This window comes from Tateyamaria rhodophyticola (genome assembly GCF_047777875.1).
In the GTDB taxonomy this organism is placed as follows: domain Bacteria; phylum Pseudomonadota; class Alphaproteobacteria; order Rhodobacterales; family Rhodobacteraceae; genus Tateyamaria.
In genome coordinates this window covers 2,792,804-2,809,441 of the sequence record NZ_CP180519.1, presented here as the reverse complement: position 1 = coordinate 2,809,441, position 16,638 = coordinate 2,792,804, and the positions used below count along the sequence as shown (strand labels likewise).

The window sequence follows — 16,638 nt, the reverse complement described above, 5'->3', positions numbered from 1 at the left end:
ACCCATGGCAACGGTGCAGAAAATGACACAAGGGCACCTGTCCCACGTCTCATCCGACACAGGAAAACACCCGCGTGACCAATACCCTCTATGACGCCCTGTTTGCGCCGCATGCCGACAATGACACACCGTTCCTCAGCGGCGATGACGGCACGCACGTCACGTACGCTGCATTTGTGCGGCGCGCGGCACAGATGGCGCATGTGCTTCGCGACGCAGGGCTCGGCCCCGGCGACAGGGTTGTCGTGCAGGCCCCGAAACGGGCGGACACCGTTGCGCTTTATGCCGGGGCGGTTCAGGCGGGCGCGGTCTATCTGCCGCTCAACACCGCCTATACCGAGGCCGAGTTGCAGTACTTTGTCACCGATGCCGCGCCGCGCGTCATCGTGTGTGACCCGGCGGACGCGGACAGGCTCAGCCCCCTTGCCGCAGAGGCCGGTGCCACGCTTTTCACCCTGGACGACGCGACAAGCAGCCTGAGCCGCGCGGCTGATGCCAAATCAACCTCGTTCCAGACCGTGCCACGGGGGCCGGATGATCTGACCGCGCTGCTGTATACATCCGGAACCACCGGACGGTCCAAGGGGGCAATGCTGAGCCACACGAACCTCTTGTCCAACGCCACCGTGCTGCAGGATCTGTGGCGCATCACGGCGCGGGACAGGTTGATCCACGCCCTGCCGATCTTTCACACGCACGGGCTGTTTGTGGCGCTGAACACCGCCCTTCTTGCCGGGGCCGAGGTGCGGTTGATGGCCGGATTTGACCTCGACACGATCATCGACGAACTGCCGCGCTCTACCTGTCTGATGGGTGTGCCGACATTCTACACCCGGCTGCTCGGCGACGACCGCTTTGACACGGCGCGCACCGCCAGCATGCGCCTTTTCATCTCAGGCTCGGCGCCCCTGCTCGCCGAAACGCATCAGGCGTTTGAGGCCCGCACGGGTCACCGCATCCTCGAACGCTACGGCATGACGGAAACCAACATGATCACCTCGAACCCCTACGACGGGGAGCGGGTCGCGGGCACGGTCGGATTTGCATTGCCGGGGACAGAGGTACGGATCACCGACCCGGAGACGGGCATCGAAATGCCGCGGGGCGAGATCGGCATGATCGAAGTGCGCGGCGAAAACGTGTTCCAGGGATACTGGAACATGCCCGAGAAAACCGCCGAAGAGCTGCGCGAAAACGGGTTCTTCCTGACCGGTGATCTGGCGATTCAGGACGCGGATGGACGCGTGTCCATCGTGGGCCGCGCCAAGGATCTGATCATTTCGGGCGGCTACAATATCTATCCCAAGGAGGTCGAGGATGTGATCAACCGCATGGATGGCGTGCTGGAAAGCGCCGTCTTTGGCGTGCCACATCCCGACTTTGGCGAGAGCGTGATCGCAGCGCTTGTGGCGCGGCCGGGCCACGAGCTTGATACCGATACCATCGCGTCAGAGGTCGCGGCACAGCTTGCCCGGTTCAAGCACCCGCGCCGCTATGTGGTGATGGACGCCCTGCCACGCAACACGATGGGCAAGGTGCAAAAGAACGTCCTGCGACAGGATTTTGCACCATAGACCCTCCGCCCTGTCGCCGTCATGTGCCTGCGACGCAAACCGGTTATTCCGCGTCGTGCTCCGCCAGCACCTTGCGCGCCACGCGGAAGCATTCCAGCGCTTGCGGCACGCCACAATAGATACCGACCACATGGATGATCGCGCGGATTTCGTCCTTGGTCACGCCGTTGTTGATCGCCCCGCGACAGTGGATTTCCCACTCTGCCATTTTGCCCAACGCCCCGATCATCGACAGGTTCATCATCGACCGCGTTTTCGCGTCGATCGCCTCATCGCCCCATCCAAAGCCCCAGCACCATGCGGTCATGGCCTCCTGGAACGGGCGCGTGAAATCGTCCGCCGCGGCGAGGTTTTTTTCCACATATTCCGCGCCCAGCGTGCTTTTGCGCTGCGCCAGCCCTGTGTCAAAAAGCGATTTGTCCAATGTCCGTCTCCTGTTGTTGTCGCTTCGCGGATCACCGCAAGCGGATCGCCACGTTCTTGGTCTGGACGTAGTTCCAAAGCGCCTCGCGCCCCTTTTCCCGCCCGTATCCCGATTTGCCATAGCCGCCAAAAGGCGTCTCTACACCCCCTGCGAACCATTCGTTCACGAACACCTGGCCACAGCGCAGTTGCCGCGCGGCCTGGGTGGCACGGTCGATGTCACGGGTAAAGACGCCACCAACCAGCCCGTAATCGGTCCCGTTGGCAATTTGGATCGCCTCGTCATCGTGATCAAACCGCATCACGGACAGCACGGGGCCAAAGACCTCTTCGCGCGCGATGGTCATGTCCGGTGTGACATCCGTCAAAACCGTTGGCTCAAGGAACGCACCGGGACGGTTGGCCTTGCGGCCCCCTGTGACCAGCGTTGCCCCCTGCTGCACCGCCGCCTCGACCATTGCTGCGGCGCGGTCCCGCTGTGCCTCACTGACCATCGCGCCCATGTTTGCACCGAATTCCGTGCGCTCAATCCCGGGACCAACGGACATCTCGCTGGCCACATCCACGATGCGGTCCACCACGGCGTCATGCACATCGCTGTGCACAATTGCCCGGCTCATCGCGGAACACACCTGACCTGCGTTAAAGAAAATGCCCCACCGCACGTCGTTGCGGAACGCGTCCAGATCGGCATCCGCATGGACAATCGCCGCCGATTTGCCGCCCAGTTCCAGAACGCATGGCACCACATTGGCCGCCGCCGCCGTCGCAATTGCAATGCCCGTGGGCACAGACCCGGTAAACACGATCTGGTTCACGTCAGGGTGGGCCGAGAGGGTCGCGCCTGCAATGTGGCCGTGTCCGCACAGGATGTTGACCGCGCCCTTGGGCAATCCGACCGCTTCGGCGGCCTGAGCGAACCACGCATTGCTGAGCGGGGTCAGCTCCGGCGTCTTGATCACACATGTGTTGCCCGTCGCAAGGCCCGCGGACAGCGACCGCGCGGTCATTTCGACCGGGTAGTTCCACGGAATGATCTGGGCGGATACGCCATAGGGCTCGTGCGCGGTAAAATCGAAATAGGAAGCACCAAGGGGAATGGACCGCCCCTCGACCGTTTCGGCCTGATTGCCATAATATTCGAAATACCGGGCGGCACCCTGCACCTCGATCCGTGCCTCCCACAGCGGTTTGCCCTGCTCCAGCGTCAGGACAGTGGCGATGTCGTCGATATGTTCCAGCAGGTAGCGCCCCATGGCCTGCACCATGCGCCCCCGTTCCACCGGGCGCAGATCGGACAGTGCGCCCGACAGATGCACCCGCCGCGCGGCCTGTACCGCCCGGTCGACATCCGCGGCATCGGCAAGCGCATGCTGCGCCAGAACCTCGCCTGTGCCGGGATCCGTCACATCGATCCGGCCCGCCCCACCATCGACCCATGTTCCGTCGATATAGTTCTGCCAATACGCTTTCACTGCACTCAAGACGGTCATCCCTGTCGTTGGAGGTCCATTGCGGCCCTGCGCTCAGTCGGCGACGGCGTCGCGCATCCATTGTTGCAGGCGCGCGATCGAATGTTCGGACATCAACCCCGCCGCCGGATCCAGAACCAGTGGCCCCGGTCGGTAACCGCGCGACTGCATCCCGCGAAACACCGATTCCACCAGCCCGATATCTTCGGCCACCGTCGTGTTCCGGTCTTGCTCTGCCAGTCCACGGATCACGTCGCTTTCGTGGCCATCCACGGTGTACCACCCCCGCCAGACCGTGCACCGGTCCACCGCATCCGCGCGCCAGTGATAGGTGTTGAGCACATTGCCGGGGTAACACTGGAACGAAAACATCGGCCAGAGAAACCAGCTTTGGTAGTCGCCGGCATGGGGCACCGTGGTGTCGATAGGATATGTCATCCTGTCCATCGACTGGCATTCCGTGGTGTGACGCAGGACAAACCCACCATCCGGATCGGGCTGTATGTCATAGCTTTCCGGCTTGATCACCCCTTCGGAAAAGGTGCTGTGATTGGTCGGGCAGTGATAGCATTCGGAGTAGTTCTCGACCGAGACTTTCCAGTTGCAATGCTCGGGTATCTCGACCCATTCGAGCGGTGCAAGCTGACCCACATGGGGCACGAATGCCGCAATCTCGGCCCGCACGCCGGGATACCAGTCGTCCATGGGTGCGGCGTCCGGATCGAGGTTCACAAAGAGAAAGCCAAGGAAGTCTTCGGTGCGCACTTCGGTCAGGCAGATGCTGGACCGGTCAAAGCCCGGAACCGACTTGATGTTCGGCCCGGCGCGCAGCCCGCCCGTCAACTCGTAGGTCCATTGATGGTATGGACAGACCACGACCCGCGTGTTGCCAGTGCCGCTGACCAGTTCATGCGCCCGGTGCTGGCACACGTTGTAAAACGTGCGCACGACGCCGTCCCGCCCGCGGATGCAAAAGAGGTTCTGCCCCGCCACGGTGCACGCGAAATAGTCGCCCACATTGGGGATCTCCGCGGCATGGCCCGCAAACTGCCAGGTGCGCGACAGCAGGCCGTCCATCTCCTTGGCGAATATGGCCGGGTCGGTGTAGAACCGCGCATCCAGCGCGTGGATCAAAGGCGCGTTCACGGCTGATCTTCCACGTAAAACCCAAGCTGCCTGCGCCGCTCGTGAAAGGTGTCCGCGCGGTCCACCACCTTTTCCGTCGCCACCGAAATCACAAAGCTGAGCAGCGTTTCGAGCAGCAGGACGGATGTGACGGAGGACGGAAAGAACTGCGATGTGTTGACCGACAGGACAAAACCGTGATCCGCCGCACGAATGATCGGGGAGGCCGGCGAATCCGACAGGGCAATGATCGTCATGCCCTGCCGTTTGGCCTGGGCCACCGCCTCGACCACCTCGGTTCTGTAGGGATGGGATGTCATCGCAATCATCACGTCACGCCTGTCAGCCCACGCGATATCATCCGTCGCCGTTGATCCGGGGCGCGGGATGGCGTGGAACTGTACCATGCAGGTCCGGGCCAGATAGGTGAAAACGTTGGCAATCCCGCTGTTGACGCCCACGCCCATCGTGTACACGTCCCGCGAATTCCAGATCAACCGCGCCGCCGCCTCAAGCTCATCCTTGCTGATATTGGCAAAGGTTGCGTCGATATTCTCCAGCGCGTCCGCGATCATCTCGCCATAGAGATGGCTCAGCCCCCCGCCCCGCTGCATGTCCTGCAACCACCGCGCCCGGTCGGGCGGCGAGGCCTGGCCGCTGCGGATCGCCTCGCGCAGGGGCTCGCGGAAATCCTCATAGCCGTCAAACCCGATCTGGCGCGCCATCCGGACCAGCGTGTTGGGCTTGACCTTGGCCGCGTCGGCGATTTCCCGAACGGTCAACATGCCCGCATCACGCGGGTTTTCCAGCACATAGCGCGCCGCCTTGCGCGCCTCTGGCGTCAGGTCATCCAGATCGTCGGACAGCCGTTCCAGCACGCCCAATGGTACAGAGTCTTCACTCACATCCACCTCCGGTAGGTACGTTTGTTTGTTATTCGTTGACTATGGTACGATCATACCATTAGTGAGTCTACAGGATTCTGCCATACCAAAAGGAGACCGCTCCATGTCCGACACTGCATATCCGACCACCGCGCGCGTCGTCATTGTCGGTGGTGGCGTCATGGGCTGCGGGCTGGCCTATCACCTCGGACATGAGGGCTGGGGCGCGGATACGGTGCTGTTGGAAAAGGCCGAGCTGACCTCGGGATCCACCTGGCACGCGGCGGGGCAGATCACCCATTCCACGTCGTCATTCGGATTGGGGCGCATGGTGGATTACAACATCAACCTCTACGCCTGCGACCTTGAGGCCGAAACCGGGCAGCCGGTCACGTGGCATGGCTGCGGCTCGTTCCGGCTGGCCTATACCGAGGATGAGATGGACTGGCTGCGCCATACGCTGTCGGTCGGGCGGGCCCTGGGGTTCAACATCGAACTGGTGGACCCGGCATTTGTTGCGCGCAAGCACCCCTTCTACAATCTCGACGGTGTGATTGGCGCGCTCTACACCCCTGATGACGGGCATGCGGACCCCTCCAACGTGACAATGGCGATGGCCGCCGGGGCCCGGCAAAAAGGTGTGCGCATCTTTCGCCAGTGCCGCGCCACCAACATCACGCAGAACCCGGACGGCGCATGGGTCGTGGAAACGGAAAAGGGCACGATCACCTGTGAACATGTGGTCAATGCCGGCGGCACCTATGCCCGGCAGATGGGCGAATGGTCCGGCCTGCAACTGCCGATGACCTCGATGACGCACCACTATTTTGTGACGGAAACGGTGCCGGAGTTCGAGGCGCTTGAGACGGAACTGCCGGTGATCCGCGACGACAGGAAGGTGTCGGGCTACATCCGGATGGAACAGAAAAAGGGCCTGATCGGGATCTACGAAAAGGAAAACGTGAACTCCGTCTGGCACGACCACTGTCCGTGGGACTATGAGAACTGGCTGTTTGATGCGGATTACGACCGGATCATGCCCTATCTGGAGGAGTCGCTGAACCGGATGCCGATCTTTGCCGATCTGGGCATCACCCGCGAGGTGCACGGCGCCATCAGCCATCCGCCGGATGGCAATCCCATGGTCGGCCCCGCCCCCGGCGTGCAGAACTACTGGTGCTGCTGCGGCACGCAGATTGGCATTGGCTGGGGCCCTGGCCTCACCCGCGAACTGGCGCGCTGGATGGTGCATGGAGCGGCGGACATTTCCATGCGCGACTATGACCCGCGCCGCTTTGGCAGCTATGCCACGAAGGACTGGCAGGTGGTCAAGGCGCATGAGGATTACAAACTGCGTCACGAAATCCCGTTCCCGCATTTCAATCGACTGGACGGACGCCCGATCAAGCCATCCCCGCTATACGACCTCCTGAAGGACAAGGGCGCCGTGTACGAAGAGGTCTATGGGTTTGAACGGCCCCGGTGGTTTGCCCGAAACGGTGTCGCGCAGCGCGACCACTACAGCTTTCGGCGCAACGTCGTGCATGACATCGTCGGTGCCGAAGTCGCAGCGGTGCGGACCGGTGTCGGCATCATGGACGTCACTGCATTCACCAAGGTCGAGGTGTCGGGCCCGGACGCCCATGCCTTGCTTGACCGTTTAACGGCGAACCGGATGCCGCAAAAGGATGGCTCGATCACGCTGACCCATATGCTCAATCGCCGCGGCCGGATCGAGTTGGAAACGACGATCATGCGCATGGCGGCGGACCGCTACTATCTTGTGTGCGCTGCATTTTTCGAACAACGCCTGCTGGATCACCTGACCCGATACCGCGCGGATGCGGACGTTTCGGTTCAGGCGTTGTCGGCGGACTGGTCCGCGCTATCGCTGAACGGGCCGCGGGCGCGGGACGTTCTTGGGGCCTGTACCCCTGCGGACCTGTCGAACGCGGCGTTCCGCTGGTTGAGCGCGCAACAGATCACGGTGGCGGGGCACGATGTCTGGGCCTTTCGCATGTCCTATGCCGGTGAGCTGGGGTGGGAATTGCACATGCCGAACGCGGCCTGTGCCGATGTCTATACAGCACTCTGGGCTGCGGGTGAGCCTTGCGGCATCGCCGATTACGGGTCCTTTGCAATGAACGTGATGCGCATGGAAAAAGGGTTTGCCGGCGCGGGCGAATTGACCAACGAAGTCACGCTGGCAGAGGCCAATGTGGGCCGCTTTTTCAAGCTGGACAAAGCGTACCTTGGCGTCGAGGCGACCCGCGCAAGTGCCGCCGAAGCGGCGGCTGGCACGATGAAGTGGGTCTGTGCCTATTTGGAGATTGAGCCGGACAGTGTCGAAGACGGCCATGGCGGCGAAGCGGTGATGCAGAACGGCGTCGTTGTTGGGTCCACCGCATCCGTGGCCTTTGGGCACACGGTCGGCAAGATCCTGGCCTTTGCCTATATCAAGCCCGGGGCGAACGTGCCCGGCACGGCCCTTGAGGTGATCATTGCGGGTCAGCCGCGCCCGGCCCGTGTCTTGGGTGAACCGGCCTATGATCCGACCTCAGCCTTGCCGCGTGCCGATACGGTCGCTGTCGCAGCGCAGTAACCGGCTGGGACAGCAATGCCATGAAGATCAGCCGCATCACCGTGTACCAGGTCGATCTGCCCCTGTCCGCGCCCTACTGGCTGTCGGGGGGGCGGCTCAAGTTCGAGGCGCTGGACAGTACATTCGTGCGAATCGACACGGATGCAGGCATCACCGGCTGGGGTGAAGGGTGCCCATGGGGCCACACGTACCTGCCCGCGCACGGCCCCGGTCTGCGCGCCGGGCTGGAAACGCTGGCCCCCGCCCTCATCGGGCAGGATCCGCGCAGCGTCGATCACATCAACCGGATCATGGACGTGCAACTGCCCGGACATGCCTATGCCAAGTCACCGGTTGATATCGCCTGTTGGGACATCCTCGGGCAGGTGTCGGGCTTGCCGCTCTGGCAATTGCTGGGCGGTGCGGAGGCGGCGCAGGTGCTGATCAATTCGTCGATCTCCACCGACACGCCGGACAACATGGTTGCGCGGATCGAAGCGGCGGCGGCCAAGGGGTACACGGTTCATTCGGCCAAGGTGGGCGGCACCGATATCGCCCGTGACATCCACCGGATCACCGCCATCTCTGCCGCCCTGCCCGCAGGACACAGCGTCACCTTTGACGTCAACCGGGCCTGGGCGCCTGCCACCGCGGTCCAGGTCCTGAACTCCGTGCCCGCGCGCAACTGGGTCGAACAGCCATGCGAAACGCTGGAGCAATGTGCACATGTGGCGCGGCGTGTGTCCAACCCGATCATGCTGGACGAATGCATGCACAGCTTTGGCGACCACCTTGCCGCGTGGCGGCAAGACGCGTGCGAGGGGGTGAAGGTCAAGCCCAACCGCGTCGGTGGTCTGACCCGCGCCCGCCAGATCCGCGATTTCGGCGTCTCGGTCGGGTGGCAAATGCATATCGAGGATGTCGGGGGGTCTGCGCTGGCCGATACGGCGGCGCTGCATCTTGCGGCGTCTACGCCTGCGGCCAACCGGTTGGCCAGCTGGCTCTGCCATGACCATCTGGCGACCGACCCGGTGCCGGGTCAGGGCGTGCGCAATCTTGGGGGGCATGTCACACCCCCATCCGCGCCCGGCCTCGGGGTCGCGCCCGACACCGCCGCCCTGGGTCCACCGGTTGCTGTGTACGAGGCCGCATCATGAAGATCACCGCCATCGACCTGTGGCATGTCCCGCTGACCAGTCACGAGACCTACTATATGGCGGAGGGCAAGACCTGTGCCACCACGACATCCGTCATTCTGCGCCTGACCACCGATACGGGCAACAGCGGATGGGGCGAGGTGTGCCCGATCCCGCACTACCTGCCGGCTTTTGCCGATGGGGTGGAACCGATCATCGACCATCTGGCGCCCCTGCTGCTGGGGGCGGACCCGGTCGGACCCGAAGCGTTGATGCACCGGCTCGATGCGCACCTGCCCGACCACCGGTATGCAAAATCAGCCATCGACATGGCCCTGTGGGATCTGACAGCGCAGGCGGCAAACCTGCCGCTCCATGCGCTTTTGGGCGGGCGGCAGGCCAGGGACATGCCCACTTATCACTCCATCACCTGCGTCGCACCGGAGGAGATGGCCCGCATCGCAACCGAAGCCCATGCCAGCGGCATCCGCCAGTTTCAGGCTAAGCTCGGCGTTGATGCAAACTGGGAGGCGGATGTGGCCCGCTTGCGCAAGGTGCGCGAGGCGGTGGGCCCCGGCCCGCTGGTCTATGGCGACTGGAACTGCGGCGCGGATGTGCTGAGCGCGATCCGGGTGGCGCGGGGTGTCGCGGATATCGACGTGATGCTGGAACAGCCCTGCCGCACGATCGAGGAATGCACGCAGGTGGCGCAGGCCACGGGCCTGCCAATGAAGCTGGATGAAAACGTGCACGACACCGCCAGCCTGATGCAGGCGCAGGCGGCCGGTTGCCTGCAGGCCGTGGCGCTGAAACTGTCCAAAATGGGCGGGCTCAGCCGGATGCGGCAGCTGCGCGATCTGTGCGTGCATTTCGGCACCCGCATGTGCATCGAAGACACCTGGGGCAGTGACATCGCAACCGCCTGCGCACTGCATCTGGCCGCGGCGACACCGCCGCGCGTGCTTTTGAATGTCTGCGATCTGAGCGGCTATGTCGCGCCACGCCTTGACCCGAACGCCCCTGCGCGGCGGAACGGGCGCATTGCGCCGCCAAATGGTCCGGGTCTGGGCGTCGCACCCGATCTCGACACCCTGGGCCCGCCGCGGGCTCGCTTTCACTGACCCAACACCGGGAGATCAGCCATGGACGACTTCAGCAATGCCTATCCGTCACACGATCCCGCCTGGGTGCAGGATATGCACGCGGACCACTACCTGCAAAGCTGGTCCACCCAAGGCAACCGCCCGCCGGTCATCACCGGGGCGCAAGGCAGCTGGTTCTGGGACAGCACCGGCAAACGGTATCTCGATTTCCAGTCGCAACTGGTGAACGCCAATTTGGGCCACCAGCATCCGAAGATCGTGCAGGCCATCAAGGATCAGGCCGACCGGCTGTGCTATATCGGGCCCGCCATGGGATCGGATGTCCGCTCTGAACTCGCGGCGCTCATGACAGAGGTCACGCCCCCCAACATCACCTCAACCTTCTTTACCACGGGCGGGTCGGCCGCGAACGAAACGGCGATCCGGCTGGCCCGCCACTTTACCGGGCGCACCAAGATCATCGCACGGTATCGCAGCTATCACGGGGCGACCGGCGGCACGCTCAGCCTCACGGGGGATCCGCGCCACCATCTGACCCGCGCCGATATGCCGGGCGTGGTGCGCATGCTCGATCCTTATTGCTACCGTTGCCCGATGGGGCATGGCGATGCCGCCCACTGTCCAGTCAGCCGGGGGGGGCCGCATCTCGAAGAGCTGTTGATGTACGAAAACCCCAGCACCGTGGCCGCCGTGATCCTCGAACCGGTGGTGGGCACCAATGGCATCATTGTCCCGCCGGACGGATACTTGCGTTCCATCCGCGAGACGTGCACCAAACATGGCATCCTGCTGATCTGTGACGAGGTGATGGCCGGGTTTGGCCGCACCGGAAAGTGGTTTGCCGTCGATCACTGGGGCGTCGAACCCGACATCATCACGGCGGCCAAGGGGATCAATTCGGGCTATGTCCCGCTTGGCACCATGTCGATCAGCACGGAGCTGCACGACTGGCTGCGCACAACCCCCCTGCCCGGCGGTCTCACCTATGCCGGGCACCCGCTGGCCTGCGCGTCAGGGATCGCTGCGATCCGCGCAATGCAGGCCGAAGACACGCTGAACCATGCCACCGCCATGGGGGAAAAGATGCGCGTCGCCCTGCACAGGCTGGCGGACAAGCATCCGTGCATCGGGGACATTCGTGGCCTTGGCATGTTCAACGGTATCGAACTGGTGCGGGACCGGGACAGGCGCGCCCCGCTTGTGCCCTTTGCCGCCAAGGGGGCCGCGGCCAAGCCGATGAGCGACATGATGCGCCTTGCCATGGACGCGGGGCTTTACCTGTCGTTTTTCTCGAACGTCATCCGGCTGACACCGCCGCTCAACATCAGTGAGCAGGACATGATGCACGGGCTCGACATTCTCGACCGCACGCTGGATATCGCGGATGCGCTCTATACCGGGGCATAGAGCGCATCGGCGCACACCTTACAGCAACCCGTCGGGCATCTTTTGCTCGGCCGCGGTATTGGCGCGGCGGAACACGAATGTGACCAGCGTCGACGTCATCACGATGAACAGCGAGTAAAGCGCAGGCACCGCCATGATCGCCTGCTGCTGTTCGGCCGGAAAGGTAAAGACGACGATGGCAATCGCCAGCGGGCCGTTCTGAATGCCGGTCTCAAGCGCAACGGTGCGCGCGTTGCGCGGGTGCAGCTTGAGCGACGTGGCAAAGAAATAGCCGATGGTGATGCCCACCACGCCCAGCCCGATGGATGCGATGTAAGTGGCCCCGGTTGTGTTCAGCAGGAACTGCCAGTTCTGCGGAATCCACGTCACCGCGATGAACACGATGAAGAACGCCCCGAGGATCGAACCCAGAAACTCCATCACCGCCCCCGCATTCGGGTTCAGCTTGCGCAGGGTCATGCCAATGGCCACCGGCACCAGCAGCACGATCAGCACCGCGATGATGTCCTCGCGCGGGATCTCAAGATCAAGTGCGGCCGCATAAAGCAGCAGAATCAGCGGAATCAGCACGACGCCGAACACGGTCGACGTCACCGTCATCAGAACCGAAAGCGCCAGATTGCCCTTGGAGAAATACGTAAAGATGTTGGACGTCGTCCCCCCCGGCATACACGCCATGATCAGGATACCAACCGCGATCGTCTCCGGCACGGACAGCACCAGCGCCAGCATGAAGCCCAGAAACGGCATGATGCCGTATTGGCTGACCACCCCGATGGCGAGGCCATAGGGCCTGCGCAGCGCGAGGTAGAAATCGCGTGGCGTCAGCGACGCCCCCATGCCCAGCATGATGACCGCGACCATGATGCCAAGCAGCGTTTGTGTGAACTCATCAACCATTGCTCTACTCCGCCGCTTGCGCCAGCGCTTCGGCGCGCAGGTCTTTTCTCAGGATTTTGCCGACATTGGATTTCGGCAGCTCGTCGCGGAATTCGACCCGTTTGGGCACCTTGTACGCGGTCAGGTGTTCCTTGCAGTAGGCGCGCACCTGATCCTCGGTGACGCTCGGGTCGCCCTTGACGATGAACGCCTTGACCGCCTCGCCGGTGGCGTCGTCCGGCACGCCGATCACGGCGGCCTCGGTCACACCGGGATGGGCGGCCAGCACGTCCTCGACCTCGTTCGGGTAGACGTTGAAGCCGGACACAACCACCATGTCTTTCTTGCGATCCACGATGCGGATGTACCCGTCGGGGTCCATCACCCCGATATCACCGGTCAGGAAATACTCACCGTTCATGACCTTTTCGGTCTCGTCCGGTTTCTTCCAGTACCCCTGCATGATCTGCGGGCCGCGTGCGCCAATCTCTCCGGTCTCACCGATGGCCAGCTGCGTGCCATCATCGGCAAAGCAGGCCACATCCGTGGACGGCACCGGAATGCCAATCGTACCTTCGCGTGCCTTGCCCAAGGGCTCGAACGTGATGACGGGCGATGTCTCGGTCAGGCCGTAGCCCTGGACCACTTCCGTCCCCGTCACCTCGCGCCAGCGCTTGGCCACCGACGATTGCAGCGCCATCCCGCCAGCGCCCGCGAATTTGAGATGCTTGGGCGGGCTGTCGAGGAACCATTGTTCGTTGCAGAGCGCATTGAACAGGGTGTTCACGCCGCTGATCCACGTGATCTTGTAGTTTTCAAACGCGCGTTTGACATTGCTCAGCGGGCGCGGGTTCGGGATCAGGATGTTGCGCGCGCCCAGCCAGTAGAACGACAGCATGTTCACCGTGAACGCAAAGATATGGTAAAGCGGCAGCGCGGTCAGGATCACCTCCGCCCCCTTTTCCATGTCGCCCGCCAGCAGTTCCATCGCCTGTTCCATGTTCAGGATCAGGTTGCCATGGGTCAGCATCGCGCCCTTTGCGACCCCGGTGGTGCCGCCGGTATATTGCAACACGGCCAGATCATCATGGCCGATATTTTGGTGATAGGCCTCGACCTCCACCCGGTCCGTCTTGATATGGTTGCGCCCGGCCTTCAGCGCCTCTGGCAGGCGCACATGGGCCATCTCGACCGGTTTCACGGACCGGTCCCAGTACTTCTGCACCAGTCCGACAATGCCGCGCGGCATCGCGGGCAGGAATTCGGCGACGCGGGTCACGATCACGTTCGGGATCGGGTGGCCACGGGTGGCGGCGGGGACCTTGTCCGCGAACATGTCCGCGATGATCAGCGCATGCGGTTCGGCATCCTCGAACTGCTTGGCCATCTCGTCCGCAGTATACAGCGGGTTCACATTGACCAGCACGCAGCCCGCCTTGAAAATCCCGAAGGCCGCGACAGGAAAGCTGAGCGAGTTGGGCATCTGCACCGCGACCCGGTCGCCGGCATTGAGCCCCGCAACCTCGCGCAGATACACCGCCAGCGCATCCGACATCTCGTCGGCTTGGGCAAAGGTCAGCGTGCCATTCATGCCGTTGGGCAGAACGCAGGTAAACGCCTTGGCCTTGTTATAGGTCTCTGCAACGGACCCGATAAGTTCGGGCAGGTTCCTGTAGGATGACGTTCCGATATCCGGGCGCACGCCCGGTCCGTAAAACGCCTGCCAAGGCCGATCAGACTGCACCATGCGAAACCCTCCCTGTCTCTTGCGGTGATCCTGCACCCTAAGCGAGACCGTGGCCATGTGAAATGCGCCTTGTGCCTGACGCTGCGGCACAAATGGGTGCGTTGACGCAGCACAGGGGCTGCGGATACGGTGCCGGCACGCGCAAACGCGCAGGGGAGGACACCACCGCATGACAGGCCCACGCGCCATCGCACGCATCGACGCGTGCCGGTTCAACCTGCCGCTTGCTGAGGTGCTGAGCGACGCAAAGCACGGGGATCACACGCATTTCGAGTTGATTACCGCGACGGTGACATTGGCTGATGGCAGCACGGGCACCGGCTATACCTATACCGGCGGCAAGGGCGGGCACGCGATCAAGGCGATGATTGACCACGACCTTGCGCCGTTTTTACTGGGCCGTGATGCGGATGATGTCGAGGCGCTTTACGACGCGATGCAGTGGCATGTGCATTACGTGGCGCGCGGCGGCGTGGCAAGTTTCGCGATCTCGGCGGTGGACATCGCGCTCTGGGATCTGCGCGGCAAGGCGCGCGGGCAATCGCTGGTCCGGATGGCGGGCGGTGCGTCCGACCGGACGAAGGCGTATGCGGGGGGCATTGACCTCAACTTTCCCCTGCCCAAACTGCTCGCGTCGATCCAAGGCTATCTTGACCGGGGCCACAACGGGGTGAAGATCAAGATCGGACAGCCAACGCTGGCCGAGGACGTGGCGCGCATCAAGGCGATCCGCGAGATGATCGGCCCCGATATCGCCTTCATGGTGGATGCCAATTACGGGATGAGCGTCGATCAGGCGATTGAGGCGGCCAACGCTTTCAAACCCTATGATCTGCTCTGGTTCGAGGAACCCACAATCCCGGACGACTACAAAGGCTATGGCCGCATTGCCGAGGCCACCGGCATACCGCTCGCAATGGGTGAGAACCTGCACACGATCCATGAGTTTGAATATGCCTTTGACGATGCGCGGCTCAGCTTTATCCAACCGGACGCCTCCAATTGCGGCGGCATAACTGGCTGGTTGCAGGTGGCCGCGATGTCAAAGGAACACGGCATCCCCGTCTGCTCGCACGGGATGCAGGAACTGCATGTGAGCCTCATGGCTTCACAGGCGCATGCAGGCTGGATGGAGGTCCACTCCTTTCCCATCGACACCTACACAACCCGGCCCCTCGTGATCGAGGATCACATGGCCGTGGCCCCCGACACCCCCGGCACTGGCGTCGTCTTTGACTGGGACAAACTGAACGCTGAACATGACGAGAGTGCCCATGGCTGACACCATCACCGCCGCGTTTTATCGCGGCAACAAGAGCTTTAGCGTGGAACAGACCACGGCACAAACACCCGGACCGGGCGAGGTCGCGGTGCGCGTGGCCTATTGCGGGATCTGCGGGACAGACATGCACGTGTTCCACGGCAACATGGACGCTCGCGTTGGGTTCGAGCGGGTGATTGGCCATGAGATGTCCGGTTACATCGATGCGGTAGGCGATGGCGTCGACGGCTTTGCGCCGGGTCAGAAGGTCGTGGTGCGCCCGCTTGATCCCGACCTCGATTGTCCCGCCAGCAAGGCGGGCTATCCCCATGTCAGCCACAACCTGAAATTCCTCGGCCTCGACACCCATGGCGCGATGCAGGAAATCTGGGTCGTGCCCGCGCACACGATCCACACCCTGCCGGACGACATGCGCATGGACCACGCAGCACTGATCGAACCCGTCGCCGTGGCGTGTCACGACGTGCGTCTGTCGGATTTGCAGCCGGGCGAGGATGTCGTGGTGATCGGTGGCGGCCCCATCGGGGTGCTCGTGGCCATGGTCGCCCGCGACGCAGGTGGCAAAGTCGTGTTGTCCGAGGTGAACCCGCACCGGCTGGCGATAGCGCAAAAGCTTGGCTTTGACACGATCAACCCGGCCGAAACCGACCTCGGGGCCGAAATCAACACCCGCACAGGCGGCAAGGGCGCTGACGTGGTGTTCGAAGTGTCGGGCACCCAACCGGGCGTGGACGCCATGACAGCCGTGGCCGCCACACGCGCCCGTATCGTCATGGTGGCGATCCATGCGCAAAAGCCGACCATCGACCTCTTCCAGTTCTTCTGGCGCGAGTTGAAGCTGATCGGCGCGCGGGTCTATGAACCCGAGGATTATGAACAGGCCATCGGCATCATCGCGGGCGGCGGTATTGACGCTGATACCGTGATCACGGACGTCGCCCCCCTGTCGGACATTCAGGCCGCGTTCGAGGCGCTCGACCGCTCGCCCACCGCGCTCAAAACACTCATCAAGATATCGGGATAAC

The 16,638-nt window shown here is 63.0% G+C and carries 13 protein-coding genes; 7 read left to right on the top strand and 6 right to left on the bottom strand.

What is annotated here, in order from left to right:
• Positions 1-74 precede the first annotated feature (74 nt).
• Complete coding sequence (locus ACERHN_RS15310) at positions 75-1,574, top strand: malonate--CoA ligase (protein WP_415919887.1); 1,500 nt, start codon at positions 75-77, stop codon at positions 1,572-1,574.
• Between the two features lie 43 nt (positions 1,575-1,617).
• On the opposite strand, the gene ACERHN_RS15305 is transcribed toward ACERHN_RS15310, so the two are convergent.
• The 4 genes from ACERHN_RS15305 to ACERHN_RS15290 are packed head-to-tail and all read right to left on the bottom strand — an operon-like array spanning position 1,618 to position 5,499.
• The gene (locus tag ACERHN_RS15305; RefSeq protein ID WP_415919886.1) at positions 1,618-1,998 is read right to left on the bottom strand and encodes a carboxymuconolactone decarboxylase family protein; all 381 of its coding nucleotides are present in this window, start codon (positions 1,996-1,998) and stop codon (positions 1,618-1,620) included.
• Positions 1,999-2,029: 31 nt separating this feature from the next.
• Complete coding sequence (locus ACERHN_RS15300; RefSeq protein ID WP_415919885.1) at positions 2,030-3,481, bottom strand: aldehyde dehydrogenase family protein; 1,452 nt, start codon at positions 3,479-3,481, stop codon at positions 2,030-2,032.
• 42 nt (positions 3,482-3,523) lie between these two features.
• Positions 3,524-4,615 (bottom strand): aromatic ring-hydroxylating oxygenase subunit alpha, encoded by a 1,092-nt coding sequence (locus ACERHN_RS15295; RefSeq protein ID WP_415919884.1) that lies wholly within the window; start codon positions 4,613-4,615, stop codon positions 3,524-3,526.
• Positions 4,612-5,499, bottom strand: coding sequence for a MurR/RpiR family transcriptional regulator (locus tag ACERHN_RS15290; protein WP_415919883.1), 888 nt, complete (start codon positions 5,497-5,499; stop codon positions 4,612-4,614). The genes ACERHN_RS15295 and ACERHN_RS15290 overlap by 4 nt, the downstream gene beginning before the upstream one ends.
• A 103-nt stretch (positions 5,500-5,602) precedes the next feature.
• Here ACERHN_RS15290 and ACERHN_RS15285 point away from each other — a divergent pair, with 103 nt between their 5' ends.
• The 4 genes from ACERHN_RS15285 to ACERHN_RS15270 are packed head-to-tail and all read left to right on the top strand — an operon-like array spanning position 5,603 to position 11,705.
• Complete coding sequence (locus tag ACERHN_RS15285; RefSeq protein ID WP_415919882.1) at positions 5,603-8,080, top strand: FAD-dependent oxidoreductase; 2,478 nt, start codon at positions 5,603-5,605, stop codon at positions 8,078-8,080.
• A gap of 20 nt (positions 8,081-8,100) precedes the next feature.
• A complete protein-coding gene (locus ACERHN_RS15280; protein ID WP_415919881.1) occupies positions 8,101-9,216 on the top strand; it encodes a mandelate racemase/muconate lactonizing enzyme family protein in 1,116 nt (371 codons plus the stop codon).
• Positions 9,213-10,316, top strand: coding sequence for a mandelate racemase/muconate lactonizing enzyme family protein (locus ACERHN_RS15275; RefSeq protein ID WP_415919880.1), 1,104 nt, complete (start codon positions 9,213-9,215; stop codon positions 10,314-10,316). Before ACERHN_RS15280 ends, ACERHN_RS15275 begins: the two co-directional genes overlap by 4 nt.
• Positions 10,317-10,337: 21 nt before the next feature.
• A complete protein-coding gene (locus ACERHN_RS15270) occupies positions 10,338-11,705 on the top strand; it encodes an aminotransferase class III-fold pyridoxal phosphate-dependent enzyme (protein ID WP_415919879.1) in 1,368 nt (455 codons plus the stop codon).
• Positions 11,706-11,723: 18 nt separating this feature from the next.
• Here ACERHN_RS15270 and ACERHN_RS15265 read toward each other — a convergent pair whose 3' ends face one another.
• Complete coding sequence (locus ACERHN_RS15265; RefSeq protein WP_415919878.1) at positions 11,724-12,605, bottom strand: bile acid:sodium symporter family protein; 882 nt, start codon at positions 12,603-12,605, stop codon at positions 11,724-11,726.
• 4 nt (positions 12,606-12,609) lie between these two features.
• Positions 12,610-14,331, bottom strand: a complete 1,722-nt coding sequence (locus tag ACERHN_RS15260; protein ID WP_415919877.1) for an AMP-binding protein — start codon at positions 14,329-14,331, stop codon at positions 12,610-12,612.
• Between the two features lie 169 nt (positions 14,332-14,500).
• On the opposite strand from ACERHN_RS15260, the gene ACERHN_RS15255 reads away from it, so the two are divergent.
• A complete protein-coding gene (locus tag ACERHN_RS15255; protein ID WP_415919876.1) occupies positions 14,501-15,613 on the top strand; it encodes a mandelate racemase/muconate lactonizing enzyme family protein in 1,113 nt (370 codons plus the stop codon).
• Complete coding sequence (locus ACERHN_RS15250; protein WP_415919875.1) at positions 15,606-16,637, top strand: zinc-dependent alcohol dehydrogenase; 1,032 nt, start codon at positions 15,606-15,608, stop codon at positions 16,635-16,637. Before ACERHN_RS15255 ends, ACERHN_RS15250 begins: the two co-directional genes overlap by 8 nt.
• The last annotated feature ends 1 nt before the right edge of the window (position 16,638 follow it).